Below are 16,610 nucleotides of genomic sequence, written 5' to 3' on the forward strand. Positions count from 1 at the left end.
AACACGATTGACAATTGCCAGCAGGCTTCCTAGCTTGGCCTGACCGCGTTGGCTCCGCTATCATCGGAGCACATGAGCGGGAGGTGAGGATGACTGGGAAATCGCCGTTCGAAGCACTGTCGGTCGAGACACTGGCGGGCCGTCTCGGTGCCAACGAGCCCCTGTGTTCGCAGATCGGCAAGGATACAAGCCAGTGGAAGGTTCGTGAAGTCGGCGACGGCAATCTGAACCTGGTGTTCATCGTCGAGGGTGCTGAGGGTGCGGCCGTCGTCAAGCAGGCCCTGCCCTACGTCCGGCTGGTCGGCGACAGCTGGCCGCTGCCGCTAAAACGCTCCTTCTTCGAATACCATGCGCTGACGCGGCAACAGGCGCGGGCGCCGGGTTCGGTGCCCGATATCTATCACTTCGACGAAGGCCAGGCGCTGATCATCATGGAGTATCTGTCGCCGCACATTATCCTGCGGCGGGCGCTGATCGAAGGCCGGCAATTGCCCAACATCGCGACAGACATCGGCTTGTTCATGGCCCGCACGTTGTTTCGCGGCTCCGACCTGCATATGGCGACCAAGGACCGCAAGGCCGATCTGGCACTGTTCGCCGACAATGTCGAACTCTGCGACATCACCGAGAACCTGGTTTTCTCGGATCCGTATTTCGATGCCAAGATGAACCGGCACACCAGCCCGCAGCTCGATGGCATTGTCGCCGAGCTGCGCGCCGACCGCGACCTCAAGGTCGAGGCGCAGCGCATGAAGCACATCTTCGCTGCCAATGCCGAGACGCTGCTGCATGGCGACCTGCATTCCGGCTCGATCATGGTCACCGACACCGAAACGAGGATGATCGACCCGGAATTCGCCTTCTACGGGCCGATCGCCTTCGACGTCGGCATGCTGCTCGCCAATTTCTGGATGGCGTTCTTCTCGCAGCGCGGCCATGAACAGGACGGAAGCCGCGACGCCGTGCGTGACTATCTGCTCGGCGTTACGGTCGAGACATGGTCGGTGTTTCGCGCCGAGTTCTCGCATCTGTGGCGAACCGAGCGTACCGGCATGCTCTACCAGAAGAGCCTGTTCGAAGATCAGGGCGACAGGCTTGGCGCCGAGCAGGCGCTAGACCACATGCTGCATTCGATCTGGACCGATCTGCTCGGCTTTGCCGGCGTCGAGGTTCACCGGCGAATTCTCGGCCTTGCCCACAATGCCGATTTCGAGACCATTGCCGAGCCGGATCTGCGCGCCAGATGTGAGGCTAAGGCGCTGAAATTCGGCCGTCACCTCGCCGTCAACCGGCGCCAGATCCACAGCATCGACGAGGTCAACCGGTTGGCCGCGCTGATCGAACGGGAGAGCAGGATTTGAACGTCGGCGACCGCCACTACCGCACCATCTGGCCGAGTGACGACGGGCGTTCGGTGGAGATCATCGACCAGCGCTGGCTGCCGCATGATTTCCGCGTCGAAAAGATCGATACCGTCGCCGGCATCGCCACGGCAATCCGCGACATGTGGGTGCGCGGGGCGCCGCTGATCGGCGTCACCGCGGCCTATGGCGTCGCCATGCAGATGGCCGACGATCCGTCGGATGCAGCACTCGACGCCGTCTGGGCAACCTTGCACGAAACGCGCCCGACGGCGATCAATTTGCGCTGGGCGCTGAACGAAATGCAGCGCTTCCTGCTGACGCTTCCCCTGGCAGAACGTGCCGCGGCTGCCTATCGGCGTGCCGGCGAGATCGCCGACGAGGATGTCGGCCTCAACCGCGCCATCGGCGCCCATGGGCTCGAAATCATCAAGGCGATCGCGGCGCGCAAGCAGCCGGGCGAACCGGTCAATATCCTGACCCACTGCAACGCCGGGTGGCTGGCCACGGTCGACTACGGCACCGCCACCGCGCCGATCTATCTGGCGACGGAAGCCGGCATTCCAGTCCATGTCTATGTCGACGAAACACGACCCCGCAACCAGGGTGCCCAATTGACCGCCTGGGAGATGGCCGGCCACGGCGTGCCGCATACGCTGATCGTCGACAATGCCGGCGGCCATCTGATGCAGCGCGGCCAGATCGACATGGTCGTCGTCGGCACCGACAGGACCACCGCCGACGGCGATGTCTGCAATAAGATCGGTACCTATCTCAAGGCGCTCGCCGCCGACGACAACGACGTGCCGTTCTATGTCGCGCTGCCGTCGCCGACGATCGACTGGACCGTGGGCGACGGGCTGGCCGACATCCCGATCGAACAGCGCTCGCCCGACGAGGTCTCACTGGTCTGGGGCAAGACCGCTTCCGGCGAGATCGCCCAGGTCCGCGTATCGCCGGAAGCCACGCCGGCGGCCAATCCGGCCTTCGACGTGACGCCGGCGCGGCTGGTCACCGGCTTGATCACCGAACGCGGTGTCGCTACGGCCTCGCGCGAAGGCCTGAGGGCGATGTTTCCCGAGCGCGGATGATCCGCTTTGCCGAGAGGGCGCTCCGGATTTGCCTGATCTCACGATTTCTTGAACACGGCACGGTTAAAAACGCCCGTTGCCTGTCCCACATGGACGGCCGTATGCGTAGCGGCGGGGCGGCGCCCAACGCTCGAAGCCGGGGTTGCCCACGGCTCGGCGAGTGAACCAGCGGGATACCGCGATGTCATTCAGACCGTTGCTTGGTGACGGACGGGTTCGGAGCCAGGACGAGAAGTCGGAGCCCCTGCAAACCGCGTCATGGGTCAGCTCCTCGATCGTCTTCGACAACCGGCGGTGGGCGTGCCGGGAGGCGGAGCTCCGCTGGACAGCCCCTCATCATCTGATCGTGCTGACCGAAGAAGGCGGCACGTCCCATACATCCATCCGGCACGAGGCACGATCCCTTTACGACGGAATGGACCGTCCCGGAGCCCTCACCTTCGTCCCGGCAGGCGCGGAACGACAGGGCTTCTATCGCGATGTAAACCTCTCCTATTCAGCCCTGTGGATCGATCCCGATATCGGGCTTCCCGGATGCGAACGCCTGAGGAAGCTGCCTATACTGGTAAACAAGAAAGACGCGGTCGTCGCCACGCTGCTGAGTTCGCTTCGTGACGAGATGGCACTCGGCCACAAGCCAGACACCGCCTATGTCGAGCATCTGGTCGCCCTCGTCAGTCTCCGCGTGGCCAACCTGAGCCGGGAGCAACCGCGGTTTGTACGTCACGGCTGTCTCAGCCGCCGGGCACTTGGTCGCGTTCGGGATTACATCGATGCGCATATGAATTCCGACATTTCGCTAAGCGAGCTGGCAGCCGCCGCGGGCATGGCCGTCGACAGTTTTGCGCGTCGCTTCAAGGCGACGACCGGCCTTGCACCCTACGCCTATGTGATCGAGGAACGGGTGCGGCGAGCGGAGGCGCTGCTGCGCGAAACGGGTTTGTCGATCGGTGTCATTGCCTTTCGGCTCGGCTTCTCAAGCCAGAGCCACTTCACCACGACCTTCCGACGTCTGAGGGGCATTACGCCTCGTGCCTATCGGGTGAATTCTTCTCCAGAATCCTGATAGTGCCGCCGGTTTCTTGAAAGAAAGCCGCCGCCCGCACTCCCACCTCCAGTGTCGTTGGGTGACAGAACCCGAGGGTTCGCTCGGGTCAAGTTGCCGTCTGCGCTTCATTGCGGCTGGGAGATCATGCATGGCCAAAACGGACAACAGGAGCGGGCCGACGCGTCGGATGGTATTGGAAGGCGGTGTTGCGACCGGGGTGCTCCTGGCTACCGGACTACCGGTTGACGCCGAGCCGGTCGAGGCCGTCACGGCGGCTGCATCGTCCTCGCCGCTACCGACGATGACGATGTCGTTACGGATCAACGCGAAGGATCTTGCCGTCGAGCTCGACCCGCGGACGACGCTGCTCGACGCCCTGCGCAACCATCTCGGCCTCACCGGCTCGAAGAAGGGCTGCGACCACGGCCAGTGCGGCGCATGCACGGTGCTCGTCGATGGGCGCCGGATCAATTCCTGCCTGACGCTTGCCGCAATGCATGAAGGCGACGAGATCACCACGGTCGAGGGCCTTGCCGAGGGTGACCGGCTGCATCCGGTCCAGGCCGCCTTCGTCGCCCGCGACGGTTTCCAGTGCGGCTACTGTACGCCAGGCCAGATCTGCTCGGCGGTTGGCATGCTGGGCGAGGCGCGGGCCGGCTGGCCAAGCCATGCGAGCGCCGACGTGGCAGCGGCTTCCGTCGCTCTCACCGATGCCGAGATCCGCGAGCGGATGAGCGGCAACATCTGCCGTTGCGCCGCCTATCCGAACATTGTCGCTGCAATCCGCGACGCGGCAGAGGAGACATGAGCAATGCAGTCCTTCACTTATGAACGTGCGACGAGTGCTGAGCAGGCGGCGGCCGCGGTTGCGGCCCGGCCGGACGCCAAGTTCATCTGCGGCGGCACCAACCTGCTCGACCTGATGAAGCTCGAGATCGAGCGCCCAGCGCATCTCGTCGACATCAGCCGGCTGCCCCTTGATCGGATCGAGGAGACGGCGGAAGGCGGGCTTCGGGTCGGCGCCCAGGTCCGCAATAGCAATCTCGCCGCCGACCCGCGGGTAAGGTCGCGCTACCCGATGCTCACGCAAGCGCTGCTGGCGGGAGCGTCCGGCCAGATACGCAACAAGGCCTCGACCAGCGGCAATCTCCTGCAGCGCACGCGCTGCCCCTATTTCTACGACCGCAACATGCCCTGCAACAAGCGCCAGCCGGGTTCGGGCTGCGCGGCACTTCAGGGCTTCAACCGCATGCACGCCGTACTCGGCGCGAGCGAAGCCTGCATCGCGGTCCATCCTTCTGACATGGCGGTCGCCATGTCCGGGCTCGACGCCAGGATCGAGACCGTCTCGCCCGGCGGCGAGACCCGTACGACCCCGATCGGCGATTTCCATCGATTGCCCGAGACGATGCCCCAGGTGGAGACCGTGCTCGGCCACGGCGAAATGGTCGTCGCGGTTACCCTGCCGCCGCCGCCACCCGGCCGACAGGTTTACCGCAAGGTGCGCGACCGTGCTTCCTACGCCTTCGCGCTGGTGTCGGTGGCAGCAATCGTCGAGAAAAGCGGCGACCGTATCCGAAGCGCTCGGATCGCCATGGGCGGCGTGGCAGCCAAGCCATGGCGCGCGACGGAGGCGGAGCGGACGCTGGCAGGAGCGGCGGCATCCGACGGCGCCTTTAGCGACGCCGCCGAAGCCGCGCTCGCCGGAGCCGTCGGGCATGGCGCCAATGATTTCAAGATCCCGCTGGCGAAACGGACGATGCGGCACACGCTCGCTGCTGCCGTCGAGAGTGCGTGAGGTGACACGATGACAGAGACGACGACCCCGAACAGCGGTTCCCAGATGCAGGCGACGAGCAGGAGATCGATATGAAACTCACGCGACGCGCCGTTGCCGCCGCGGGTGGCGGCCTTTTTGTTTCTGCCGCAGCAGCTTGGGGCGCCACATCCGACCCGGGAGCTCGTCACGGGCTCGAGGCCGCCGTCGACGCCTTCTTTGCCGGCTGGGCCTCTGGCGACTGGACGGCATTCCTTGATTGTTGCGATGAGACGATGACCTTCCAATTCCCTGTCGGCGAGCAACGAGGCCGACACGGACCACCGGAAGGCAAGCGGGCACTCGCAGCCTGGACCGCCGCGCATCAGGCGCAGGGAAACAGGATCACGAAATCGACCGTCGATCTCAAGCTCTTCGCCGCCGACTGGGTCATCGTCTGCGACCGCGGGAGCGGGACAATCGGTGGCGCGCCCTACACTGGCCTGCATGCGATCCTCATCCGGGCCGGCCCGACAGGGAGGCTGGTCGAATTTCGCGAGTATTTCGGCGAGATCGCCGCGTGAGCTCCGGCCGCCGCGCGACGAACATAAAGGTGCGAGGAAGCGGCGTCGTCGCGGCCTCGATGCTTCCGAACTCCAGATGAAAAATCTTTAGGTGACTTGTGAACGAGACCATACCCGGACTGCCCGGCTCCGCCACCCATTCAAGGATGAAACCTCGTGCCGATGCTGGCATCATCGGGAGGCCGATCGACCGCATCGACGGTCCGCTCAAAGTGACGGGCGGCGCCACATACGCTTACGAGAATGAGCTGGATGGTACAGCCTATGGCTACATTCTCGGCGCCTCCGTCGCCAAGGGCCGCATCGCCGAGATCGACACGACCGAAGCCGAACGGGCGCCGGCAGTGCTGCTCGTCATCACGCACCGCAATGCGCCGGCCCAGCCGGATTTCGGCCCAACGGTCACGCCAACGGTGCCGGAGGTCTTCACGCGCCCCCGGCCCGCGCTCAACAGCGATCGAGTACGGTATTACGACGAGCCGGTCGCGCTGGTCGTTGCGGAGACGTTCGAGGCGGCACGCGCTGCTGCGGGCCTCATCAGAGTACGCTATGACGAGGAGCCGGGCCTCTACGATCTACCGGGACATATCGCCGACGCCTACGCGCCAAAGCGGACCAATGCCGGCTTCGAGACCGACAGCGTGGTCGGCGACTTCGAGCGCGCCTTTGCGACGGCGCCGATCAAGATCGATTCCACCTACGGGACCCCCTTCGAACATCACAATCCGATGGAGCCGCATGCGACGCTTGCTGCCTGGTCAGGCAACGAGCTGACGATCCGTACATCGGCGCAGACCCTCGCGAACTTCCGGGCCGGGGTCGCCAGCACGCTTCGCATCCCGCTCGAGCGAGTGCGCATCGTCAGCCCCTTCATCGGCGGAGGCTTCGGTTCCAAGCTGATTGCCCATGCCGACACGATCCTGGCCGCACTTGCAGCGCAGGTGCTGCAGCGCCCCGTGAAGATCGCGCTGACGCGACAACAGATGTTCGCCAATGCCGGTCATCGCGCAGAGATGGTCCAACAGGTACGTCTCGGCGCGGACACTGACGGGCGGCTCACCGGGATCGCGCACGATGTCTGGTCCGCAACGTCCAGCTTCGAGGAGTACTGCGAACAAACGGCAGTTTTTGCGCGCTCGCTCTACGCCGCGCCGAACCGTCTCACCCGCCATCGCCTGGTTCCGCTGGACATCAACCGCGGCGAATGGATGCGCTCGCCCGGCGAAGCGCCCGGCATGCTGGCTTTCGAATGCGCCATGGATGAGCTCGCCGAGCGCGCCGGTCTGGACCCGATCGAACTCAGGATCCGCAACGAACCGGCACAGGATCCCGAGCGCGGCGTGCCGTTCTCCACCCGCAATCTCGTCGCCTGCATGGAGGAAGGCGCCCGCCGTTTCGGCTGGGAGCGGAGAAACCCGACACCGGGCCGAACTCGGGAGGGCCGCAAGCTTATCGGCCACGGCATGGCGGCGGCGATCCGTCCGAACTATATCGGCGCGGCGACGGCGCGGGTTGCGATCGACCGGGACTGTCGGGTGACGGCGCGGCTCGACATGACCGATATTGGGACCGGCACCTATACGATCCTGACCCAGATTGCCGCCGAGAGCCTCGGCCTGCCGATCTCGTCCGTCAAGGTGGAGCTCGGCGACAGCCGCTTCCCGCGTACCGCCGGCTCCGGCGGGTCCTGGGGCGCAGCAAGTGCGGGTTCGGCCTTGTATAATGCGTGCAACGTCCTCAAGGAACGGATCCTGGAGGCGGCGCAGTCGAACGAAGCCTCGCCGTTGCGCGGCGCGAACGCCACCGAGGCAAGCTTTGCCGACGGCGAGGTCAGGGTCGGCCAGCGATCGGCGAGCCTGGCCGATCTTATCCGAGGGATCTCTCCCGACGGGCTCGAAGCCGAAGGCTCCGTAGCCGCGGGCGCCACCACCCAGTCATACAAGACCTATTCGCAGCATTCCTATGGCGCGCATTTCGCAGAGGTCGCTGTCGATTGCGATACCGGTGAAATCCGGATGCGCCGGATGCTGGCTGTGATCGGCGCGGGCCGTATCCTCAACGCCAAGACCGCGCGCTCGCAAATCATCGGCGGCATGACCTGGGGGATCGGTGCAGCGCTGATGGAGCAGACGGTGCTCGACCCGCGCTACGGCCACTTCGTCAATCACGATCTTGCCGAGTATCATGTGCCGGTCAATGGCGATGTCCCCGATATGGAGGTCGCCTTCCTCGAGGAAGACGACGACAAGGCCAACCCGCTTGGCGCAAAGGGTCTCGGCGAGCTCGGCGTGTGCGGTGCGGGGGCTGCTGTCGCCAACGCCGTTTACAACGCGGCCGGCGTGCGAGTGCGTGAATTTCCCATCACCTTGGACAAGGTGCTGCCTGCCTTACCGGTGATCGCCATTTGACGCTCTCCTCCCTCGCCCTCAACGGTGACCAGGTCGAAACGAATCGCTATTTCTGCGCCATCGACGACGACGCCGGTGGTTGACAGCGCTTTCCGGCCCTTCCATACAAACGCCGTCAATGTTCTCAGGGCGGGGTGAAAGTCCCCACCGGCGGTAAGGGCCCAAGCCCGCGAGCGCTTTCCGGTTAGCCGGAGGGGTCAGCAGATCCGGTGTGATTCCGGAGCCGACGGTCACAGTCCGGATGGAAGAGAACGAAATGGAAGACGGTCCGCTTTCGCGGTTCGGACTCCGTATCGTGCGTCCTGATTCTGGTTCGAAACGGAAGGATGGACCCATGAATCAGCATTCCCACAACGACTATGAAACGATCCGCGTTGCCGTCATTCGCGCGCGTTGGCATGCCGATATCGTCGACCAATGCGTTGAAGCATTCGAGGCGGAACTGGCGGTTCTCGGAGAGAAACGCTTTGCCGTCGATGTCTTCGATGTGCCTGGCGCTTATGAGATTCCCCTGCATGCAAAGACGCTTGCCGTGACCGGCCGCTATGCCGCTATCCTCGGCGCCGCGTTCGTCGTCAATGGCGGCATCTACCGGCACGAGTTTGTTGCAAGCGCGGTCATCGACGGGATGATGAATGTGCAATTGTCGACTGGCGTGCCGGTGCTTTCGGCGGTGCTGACGCCGCACAACTACCATGACAGCGCGGACCATCACCGCTTCTTCTTCGAGCATTTCAAGGTCAAGGGCAAAGAGGCGGCCAGTGCCTGCGTGCAACTGCTGGCAGCACGCGAACACATCGCGGCGTGAAACCTCCACCGCCGGGTGGAAATCCCGGTAAGGCGCTGTAGTATCTCACGAAGCAGGAGGATGCCGGTGCAGACCAAGAAGATCATCAATGACGGCAATCGCTCCGTCGACGAGATGCTGGAGGGCATCCTGGCTGCGCATCCGCGCCACCTCAGAAGCGCGGACGGCAGTCCGCGCGCCATTATCGCCCGCGACGGACCGCGCCCAGACAAGGTCGGCCTTGTCATCGGCGGCGGCTCGGGCCATGAGCCGACCTTCCTCGGCTTCGTCGGCAAGGGGCTGGCTGACGCGGCCGCGATCGGCAATGTCTTCGCCTCGCCGCCGCCGGACCCGATCCTCGAATGCGCCAAGGCGGCCAGCGGTGGCGCCGGCGTGCTGTTCATGTACGGCAACTATGCCGGCGACGTGATGAACTTCGACATGGCCGCCGAAATGGCGGCAATGGACGACATCGAGGTGCGTACCGTGCTGACCACCGACGATGTCGCCTCGGCGCCACGCGACCAGAGGCAGAAGCGACGCGGCGTCGCCGGCAATTTCTTCATCTTCAAGGCCGCCGGTGCCGCCTGCGACCGAATGCTCTCTTTCGACGAGTGCGAGCGCATCGCCAGGAAGGCCAACGATCACACCTTCACCATGGGCGTGGCGCTGTCGCCCTGCTCGTTGCCGCAGACCCGCCGGCCCAATTTCGAGATCGGACCGGACGAGATGGAGATCGGCATGGGCATCCATGGCGAGCCAGGCATCGCGCGCGGAAAATTGAAAACCGCCGACGAGATCACAGACGAGATGCTGGACAATATCCTCGACGAGATGGCGCCGGCGCGCGGCGACAAGGTCGCGGTGCTGGTCGATTCGCTCGGCTCGACGCCGCTGATGGAACTCTACATCATGAATCGGCGGGTCAAGCAGAGGCTCGACGAGATCGGCGTTTCCGTCCACGCGACCTGGGTCGGCAATTACTGCACCTCTCTCGAAATGGCCGGCGCCTCGGTGACGCTGATGCATCTCGACGGCGAGTTGCAGGCGATGCTCGACCATCCTTGCGACTGCGCCATGTTCCGCGCCGGCTGAGAAAGCATCATGACCTCGATCGATTCAGTCGGCTTGAAAAGAATGTTCGATGAGATCGCGGCGGCGATCGACGCCGACAAGGACAGGCTCTGCCAACTCGACGGCGTCATCGGCGACGCCGACCATGGCATCGCCATGGCACTAGGCTTCAGTGCTGCGCGCGATGCACTAGCGCAACTCGACCTCGCGGCGACCGAGCCGACGGCGCTGCTCAACACTGCGGCGAAATCCTTCCTCAACGCGGTCGGCGCCTCGTCAGGCCCGCTCTATGCGACCGCCTTCATGCGCGGTGCCGCCGCCGTCAAAGGCAAGGCAATTCTGGAGGACGCTGACATCATCGCCATGCTCCGGGCGATGGCGCAAGGCATCCAGGATCGCGGCAAGGCCGAGCTCGGCGAAAAGACCATGGTCGACGCCTGGCTGCCGGCGGCGCAAGCAGCGGGTGCCGCGCAGGAAGCCGGCAAGAGCCTGTCCGAGAGCCTGGAGGCTGCACTTGCAGCGGCCGAACGAGGTGCCGAGGCGACCAAGGACATGATCGCCGCCAAGGGCCGCTCATCGCGGCTCGGCGAGCGCTCGCTCGGGCATATGGACCCCGGCGCCGCGTCGGCCGTGACGATCATCAGGGCGATGCGGAACAGTCTGGCTTAGCCCCGCTTCGCCGCGTCGAGCCTGTCGATGGCCTGGACATTGCCGGCCGATGGTCCCTTCTCATCGAATTCCGATGCGAGCCAGGCGTCGACGATCGACTTGGCCAGTTCCGGGCCGATGACGCGCGCGCCCATGGTGATGATCTGGGCGTTGTTGGATTTCGCGGCGCGCTCTGCCGAATAGGTGTCGTGGGTGAGTGCGGCGCGAATGCCGGGCACCTTGTTGGCGGATATGGATACGCCGATGCCGGTGCCGCAAAACAGGATGCCGCGATCGTTTTCGCCGTCCAGGATGGTCTGCGCGAGCTTCTGTGACAGGTCGGCATAGTAGCCCGACTGGCTGAGGTCGCTAACCGTGAGGCCGGGCTTGGTAGCGAGGTGAGCGGCAATGACGTCGAGCAGCGGCTTGCCGGCGCTATCAGCTCCAATGGCAATTTTCATGTTCCGTTTCCTTCCTGTTTGATGATTCAGATCGCCGCCGAGGCGCGCTTGAGGATGTCGACATAGCCGTCCGCCTGCCAGGCCGAGCGGCCGATGAACAAGCCGTCGATGTTGGGCTGGCCGACCAGTTCGGCGGCATTTTGCGGATTGACGCTGCCGCCATAAAGCACCGGCGGCACCATCGGCAGCAGGTCGCGTGCGATTTTCTTGATTAGCGCCTGCTGCCTGTCGGCATAGTCCGAACTGGCCGGCACGCCCTTGTCGCCGATCGCCCAGACGGGCTCATAGGCAAACAGGATCGTCGCCGCCTTCGCCGCGCCTTCGAGAAACTGCAGCGCGCCGTGCACCTGCAAGGCCAGCACCGCAGCGGCCTGCCCGCTGTCGCGTTGAGCCAAGGTCTCGCCGACGCAGATGAGTGGCACGAGACCGTGCTTCACCGCCGCCGCAGTCTTCAGCCCGACAGCCTTGTCGGTCTCGCCGAAATGCTCGCGCCGTTCGCTGTGGCCGAGCTCGACCATGTCGAGCCCGCAGTCTTTCAGCATGACCGGCGAGATCTCGCCGGTCCAGGCGCCGGCGTCGGTCCAATGCATGTTCTGCGCGCCGACCTTGATGCGCGTCGGCGACAGCGCTTTCTTGACCTCGCGGATCGCCGTGAAGGGCGGGATGACGAAAGGCTGGATGCGCTCGTCGAAACCGGGGACGAACTCCGCCAGCGCCTCGGCGAAAGCCATCGCCTCGGCGAGCGTCTTGTTCATTTTCCAGCTGGTGCCGACCCAATAAACCATGCGTGCCCTCCTATTCTGCGATCACTGTCAGCGAAACGCCGGCACCATCCAGCGCGGCGCGCATCTGCGGCTGCGGCTCGCGGCCGGTGAAGACCGTGTCAAAGGCCTTGAGATCTGTCAGGAAGTGCAAGGCAGTGCGGCCGAATTTCCCATGATCGACCAGCAGATATTTGCGCGCTGCTGCGGCCATCATCAGCCGTTTGGTCTGGACCACTTCCTGATCCTGGTGAAAGGCAGAGGCACCATGGATGGCCGATGACGACAGGAACGCGACATCGGCGCGCAATGATTTCAGCGTGTCCTCGGCGAGCAGGCCGAAGAAGCCGTGAAACTTCTTGTTGTATTGGCCGCCGAGCGCAATCAGGTTGATGCCGGCAACGCCCGCCAAATCCTGGATGACAGCCAGATTGTTCGAGATCACCGTCAGCGGACGCAGATCGGCAAGATGCCGAGCAACGCCGCCCGCGGTTGAGCCGTCGTCGATGATCACCGTCTGACCCGGTTCGATCATCGTCACGGCAGCGGCGGCGATGCGCTTCTTTTCGTCGCCGGCCAGCCGCTGGCGGTAGCGGAAATCGCTCTCGAAAAGGCTGCTCGGCTGGATCGAGGCGCCGCCGCGCACCTTGCGCAGGAAGCCGCTTTCCTCGAGCTCGTCGAGGTCGCGGTGGACAGTCATCTTTGACACGCCGAAGCGTGAGGCAAGATCGTCGACACTGGCGGTGCCGATGTCCATCAGAAAATCCATGATGCCTTGCCGACGGCCGTCGCTCTTCATTTCCGCGGCTTCCTCGTGCAATCCGGTTCCGAGATATAACAGCAAACGTCGCACAAGCCACCAAATTTTTTGTGATAATGTTATATCTCCATGGGATATCATGACGCTTCTGCTCGCGTCCTGTAACAAGAATTGCTGCCGGCCGAGCGCCCAGCGGTTGCGGTGCCGCGGAAATCCGGCCAGAAGCATCAGGGGCTCGACGACAACCGAACGGCCCGCAAACACTGGCTCGAAACCGGATACGGGAGACTACTGAGTGGCTCGCATCACACTGAGACAATTGCTCGATCATGCCGCCGAATACGGCTACGGCGTGCCTGCCTTCAACATGAACAATATGGAACAGGGCCTCGCCATCATGGAGGCAGCCGAGGAGACCAAATCGCCGGTTATCCTGCAGGCGAGCCGCGGCGCGCGAGCCTACGCCAACGATGTGGTGCTGGCCAAGCTGATCGACGCGCTGGTCGAAATCCATCCCGATATCCCGGTCTGCATGCATCTCGACCATGGCAACAACGAAGCGACCTGCGTCACCGCGATCCAGCACGGCTTCACCTCCGTGATGATGGACGGATCGCTGAGGGAAGACGGCAAGACGCCGGCCGACTACGCCTATAATTCCGGCATCACCCGCCGCGTCGTCGACATGGCGCATTGGGGCGGCGTCTCGGTGGAAGGCGAGATCGGCGTCCTTGGATCGCTTGAGATGGGCGGCGGCGAGCAGGAAGACGGCCATGGCGTCGAGGGCGTCATCAGCCACGACCAGCTGCTGACCGACCCGGTGCAGGCCGAACAATTCGTGCGCGACACCCGTGTCGATGCGCTGGCCGTCGCCATGGGCACCAGCCACGGCGCCTACAAGTTCAGCCGCAAGCCGGACGGCGCTGTGCTGGCCATGAACGTCATCGAGGAAATCCACCGCCGTCTGCCGAGCATGCATCTCGTCATGCACGGCTCGTCCTCGGTGCCAGAGGAGTTGCAGGAGATCATCAACAAATATGGCGGCCAGATGAAGCCGACATGGGGCGTGCCGGTCGAAGAGATCCAGCGCGGCATCAAGCACGGGGTGCGCAAGATCAATATCGATACCGACAACCGCATGGCGCTGACCGGCGCAATCCGCAAGGTGCTGACCGAGAACCCGAGCGAATTCGATCCGCGCAAATATCTGACGCCGGCAATGGCCGCGATGCGGAAGCTGTGCAAGGAGCGCTTCGAGCAGTTCGGCACCGCCGGCAACGCACCGAAGATCAAGCCGCTGCCGCTGTCGGAAATGGCCAAGCGCTACAAGTCCGGAAGCCTCGATCCGAAATTTGGCTGACGTATTCCGGTTCTGAGCAGGAGCTGCCTCAGCTCCTGCTCATCCGATCATGCTCGCGGCAAGAGATCGGCCCTGCCGGTCTCGATAAATGGTGCCCAGTAGTCGACCGACTCGCGGATCATGGCGATGACCTCGTGGTCGACGGGCTCGCGCTCGCGGAACGACAATTCCAGGCAGATCTCGTTGTCGACGCCGCCGCCGCGACGCACTGTCTGAAGGAGCTTTTCCGGCGTGATACGGCCGTCGTTGTTGTAGGTCGCAGTGAACGGCCAATGGCCGCCCTTGTTCATCGACGACTGCTTGACGTGGATGATCGGCGATTGCCTGGGAAAGGCTTCGGCCCAGGCATAAGGGTCGGTGTCCGCCGGATTGCTCGAGGTCACGTCGCCATGGTCGATGTCGACCATCATCTTGAGCGGGACGGCCATGCCGGCCGCTTCGATCTCGCGCTGCAGTGCCCGGCAGCTTTCGATCGTATGGCCGAATTCGCGGCCGACCGACATCGGCTCCCAGAACAGGTAGGTCAAGCCGGCTGCTTTGGCATGCTCGGCGACCTCGCGCCAGCATTCCAGCGCGATGTCGAAAAGCCGCGCGCGACGTTCAGGATTGTCGTAATCCCGGTGGGTGAAGATCGCGAATTGCGTGCCCATGCCCGCGGCGCCGAGCTCGGCCGAAACTTCTGAAAAGGTCTTGAACCAGTCGACGTAGTAGCGCCGCACGTCGGCATCGGGATGGCCGAAATGATTGAGCCGGCCGTAAGGGCCGGTCATCGCGGAGGTCACGCGCACACCGGTGCGGTTGAGCGCGGAGCGGAACAGGCGGACGAATTTGGCGATCGTCGCCGCCGGCCAGCCGGGATTGACGAATTCATGGGTGAGTTGGACGTCCCTGATACCGATCTGATAGGCGATCGCGTCGATCAGGTCGTCCGGCTCCGCAAAGCGGTTGACCAGCGGATTGGTGTTGAGCGAAAGCGTAAAGGCCATCAGCCGGCCTTTGCCAGCCGGCTCGAGCACCAGTCCTCGAAGGCGGTTCTTTCCGCGGCGGACAGATGCAGGCCGTGCTTGGTGCGCCTTTCGAGAATATCGGCGGCGGTCTCGGCCCATTCATGCTCGAACAGGTAATTGGCTTCGCGCTCGAAAAAATCCTTGCCGAAGCGCCGGCCCAGTTCGGCGAGCGAGGTGGCCGCGCCGACCAGATCGCGCGTCCTTGTGCCGTAGAGCCTGCCGTAATGCTTGACCAGCGATGCCGGCATCCAGGGAAATTCATGGCCGAGGTCGCCCAGAAACTGCTCGAAATCGGCATTGGCGATATCGCCGCCCGGCAGGTGCCCTTTCGAGGTCCACGGCTTGCCCATTTTCGGAAAGAACGGGGCGATACGGTCGAGCGCGTGCTCGGCCAATTTGCGGAAGGTGGTGATCTTGCCGCCGAAGACCGAAAGCAGCGGCGCCTGCCCAGCCGGTGCGTCGAGTTCGAATATGTAATCGCGGGTCACCGCGCTCGGATTGTCGGCATTGTCGTCATAGAGCGGCCTGACGCCGGAAAACGAGTAGACGACGTCGCTTCGTGCGAGCTGGCGCTTGAAGTAGCGATTGACTGCCTTGATCAGGTAATCGATCTCGCTCGCATCGGCGGTCACGTCCTCCGGCCGCCCGTCATAGGGAATGTCAGTGGTGCCGATCAGCGCCAGATCGTTCTGATAGGGATTGATGAAGATCACCCGCTTGTCGCTGTTCTGAACGAGATAGGCCTGCCGCCCTTCCCAGAATTTTGGCACGACGATGTGGCTGCCCTTGACCAGGCGCACGTTGCGCCTGGAATTCTGGCCGGCGACGCGGTTGATGACGTCGTCGACCCAGGGTCCGGCGGCGTTGATCAGCGCCCGTGCCCGGACTGTGGTCCTGACGCCGGTTCGACCGTCGCGCATCTCGATCGACCACAGGCCGTTTTCGCGACGGGCGGCTATGCAGGCGGTGCGGGTGAATATCCTGGCTCCGCGCTCAGCGGCGTCGAGCGCGTCGATGACGACCAGGCGAGCGTCATCGACCCAGCAGTCAGAATATTCGAAGCCGCGCTTGAAGGCGTCCTTGATCGGCGCGCCTTCGTGCGCGGTGCGCAGGTCGAGCGTACGCGTGGCCGGCAGCCGCTTGCGGCCGCCAAGATGGTCGTAGAGGAACAGGCCGAGCCGGACCAGCCAGGCCGGCCGGTCATCGGGGCTGTGCGGCAGCACGAAGCGCATCGGCCAGATGATGTGCGGCGCGGATTCGAGCAGCACCTCGCGTTCGATCAGCGCCTCCCGCACCAAGCGGAACTCGTAATATTCGAGATAGCGCAAACCGCCATGAACGAGCTTTCCCGATCGCGAACTGGTGCCCTCGGCGAGATCGTCTTTTTCGCAAAGAATGACCGACAGCCCCCGGCCTGCCGCATCGCGCGCGATACCGGCGCCATTGACGCCGCCGCCGATGACGAAGAGGTCGACGATTTCGGTTTCACCGCTCATCTCGCTCT

General features: G+C 63.9%; 16 protein-coding genes and 1 riboswitch. Of the genes, 11 read left to right on the forward strand and 5 right to left on the reverse strand.

The window, feature by feature from the left end:
* Positions 1–89 precede the first annotated feature (89 nt).
* From mtnK to dhaL, 10 genes are all read left to right on the forward strand, one after another.
* Entirely contained in the window at positions 90–1,361 is a 1,272-nt protein-coding gene (mtnK, locus tag NKI52_RS10605) for an S-methyl-5-thioribose kinase (RefSeq protein WP_352697901.1), read from the forward strand.
* Positions 1,358–2,452 carry an S-methyl-5-thioribose-1-phosphate isomerase gene (mtnA, locus tag NKI52_RS10610; RefSeq protein WP_352697903.1) on the forward strand — a complete coding sequence of 365 codons (1,095 nt, stop codon included), beginning with the start codon at positions 1,358–1,360 and terminating at the stop codon, positions 2,450–2,452. Before mtnK ends, mtnA begins: the two co-directional genes overlap by 4 nt.
* A gap of 181 nt (positions 2,453–2,633) precedes the next feature.
* Entirely contained in the window at positions 2,634–3,518 is an 885-nt protein-coding gene (locus NKI52_RS10615; protein WP_352697905.1) for a helix-turn-helix domain-containing protein, read from the forward strand.
* 130 nt (positions 3,519–3,648) lie between these two features.
* Positions 3,649–4,308, forward strand: a complete 660-nt coding sequence (locus NKI52_RS10620; RefSeq protein ID WP_352697907.1) for a 2Fe-2S iron-sulfur cluster-binding protein — start codon at positions 3,649–3,651, stop codon at positions 4,306–4,308.
* 3 nt (positions 4,309–4,311) lie between these two features.
* Positions 4,312–5,298 (forward strand): FAD binding domain-containing protein, encoded by a 987-nt coding sequence (locus NKI52_RS10625; protein ID WP_352697909.1) that lies wholly within the window; start codon positions 4,312–4,314, stop codon positions 5,296–5,298.
* A gap of 71 nt (positions 5,299–5,369) precedes the next feature.
* Positions 5,370–5,840 carry a nuclear transport factor 2 family protein gene (locus tag NKI52_RS10630; RefSeq protein WP_023676010.1) on the forward strand — a complete coding sequence of 157 codons (471 nt, stop codon included), beginning with the start codon at positions 5,370–5,372 and terminating at the stop codon, positions 5,838–5,840.
* Between the two features lie 146 nt (positions 5,841–5,986).
* A complete protein-coding gene (locus NKI52_RS10635; protein ID WP_352698072.1) occupies positions 5,987–8,248 on the forward strand; it encodes a xanthine dehydrogenase family protein molybdopterin-binding subunit in 2,262 nt (753 codons plus the stop codon).
* Between the two features lie 116 nt (positions 8,249–8,364).
* A riboswitch (FMN riboswitch) is annotated at positions 8,365–8,505 on the forward strand.
* A gap of 77 nt (positions 8,506–8,582) precedes the next feature.
* A complete protein-coding gene (locus NKI52_RS10640) occupies positions 8,583–9,056 on the forward strand; it encodes a 6,7-dimethyl-8-ribityllumazine synthase (RefSeq protein ID WP_023676012.1) in 474 nt (157 codons plus the stop codon).
* A 66-nt stretch (positions 9,057–9,122) separates the two neighbouring features.
* Positions 9,123–10,130, forward strand: coding sequence for a dihydroxyacetone kinase subunit DhaK (locus tag NKI52_RS10645; RefSeq protein ID WP_023676013.1), 1,008 nt, complete (start codon positions 9,123–9,125; stop codon positions 10,128–10,130).
* A 9-nt stretch (positions 10,131–10,139) separates the two neighbouring features.
* Entirely contained in the window at positions 10,140–10,778 is a 639-nt protein-coding gene (dhaL, locus tag NKI52_RS10650; RefSeq protein WP_023676014.1) for a dihydroxyacetone kinase subunit DhaL, read from the forward strand.
* Here the strand turns inward: dhaL and derI are convergent.
* The 3 genes from derI to NKI52_RS10665 are packed head-to-tail and all read right to left on the reverse strand — an operon-like array spanning position 10,775 to position 12,778.
* Positions 10,775–11,218, reverse strand: coding sequence for a D-erythrulose-4-phosphate isomerase (gene derI / locus NKI52_RS10655; RefSeq protein ID WP_023676015.1), 444 nt, complete (start codon positions 11,216–11,218; stop codon positions 10,775–10,777). The two genes, dhaL and derI, sit on opposite strands and share 4 nt — an antisense overlap.
* A gap of 26 nt (positions 11,219–11,244) precedes the next feature.
* The gene (locus NKI52_RS10660) at positions 11,245–12,003 is read right to left on the reverse strand and encodes a triose-phosphate isomerase (protein ID WP_023676016.1); all 759 of its coding nucleotides are present in this window, start codon (positions 12,001–12,003) and stop codon (positions 11,245–11,247) included.
* Between the two features lie 10 nt (positions 12,004–12,013).
* Positions 12,014–12,778 (reverse strand): DeoR/GlpR family DNA-binding transcription regulator, encoded by a 765-nt coding sequence (locus NKI52_RS10665; protein WP_023676017.1) that lies wholly within the window; start codon positions 12,776–12,778, stop codon positions 12,014–12,016.
* 256 nt (positions 12,779–13,034) lie between these two features.
* On the opposite strand from NKI52_RS10665, the gene fba reads away from it, so the two are divergent.
* Positions 13,035–14,099 (forward strand): class II fructose-bisphosphate aldolase, encoded by a 1,065-nt coding sequence (fba, locus tag NKI52_RS10670; protein WP_023676018.1) that lies wholly within the window; start codon positions 13,035–13,037, stop codon positions 14,097–14,099.
* A gap of 47 nt (positions 14,100–14,146) precedes the next feature.
* On the opposite strand, the gene NKI52_RS10675 is transcribed toward fba, so the two are convergent.
* Both NKI52_RS10675 and NKI52_RS10680 read right to left on the reverse strand, forming a co-directional pair.
* Complete coding sequence (locus NKI52_RS10675; RefSeq protein WP_023676019.1) at positions 14,147–15,085, reverse strand: sugar phosphate isomerase/epimerase family protein; 939 nt, start codon at positions 15,083–15,085, stop codon at positions 14,147–14,149.
* Positions 15,085–16,602 (reverse strand): glycerol-3-phosphate dehydrogenase, encoded by a 1,518-nt coding sequence (locus tag NKI52_RS10680; RefSeq protein ID WP_352697911.1) that lies wholly within the window; start codon positions 16,600–16,602, stop codon positions 15,085–15,087. Before NKI52_RS10680 ends, NKI52_RS10675 begins: the two co-directional genes overlap by 1 nt.
* Between the last annotated feature and the right edge of the window lie 8 nt (positions 16,603–16,610).

It is taken from the genome of Mesorhizobium sp. M0590, assembly GCF_040320905.1.
In the GTDB taxonomy this organism is placed as follows: domain Bacteria; phylum Pseudomonadota; class Alphaproteobacteria; order Rhizobiales; family Rhizobiaceae; genus Mesorhizobium.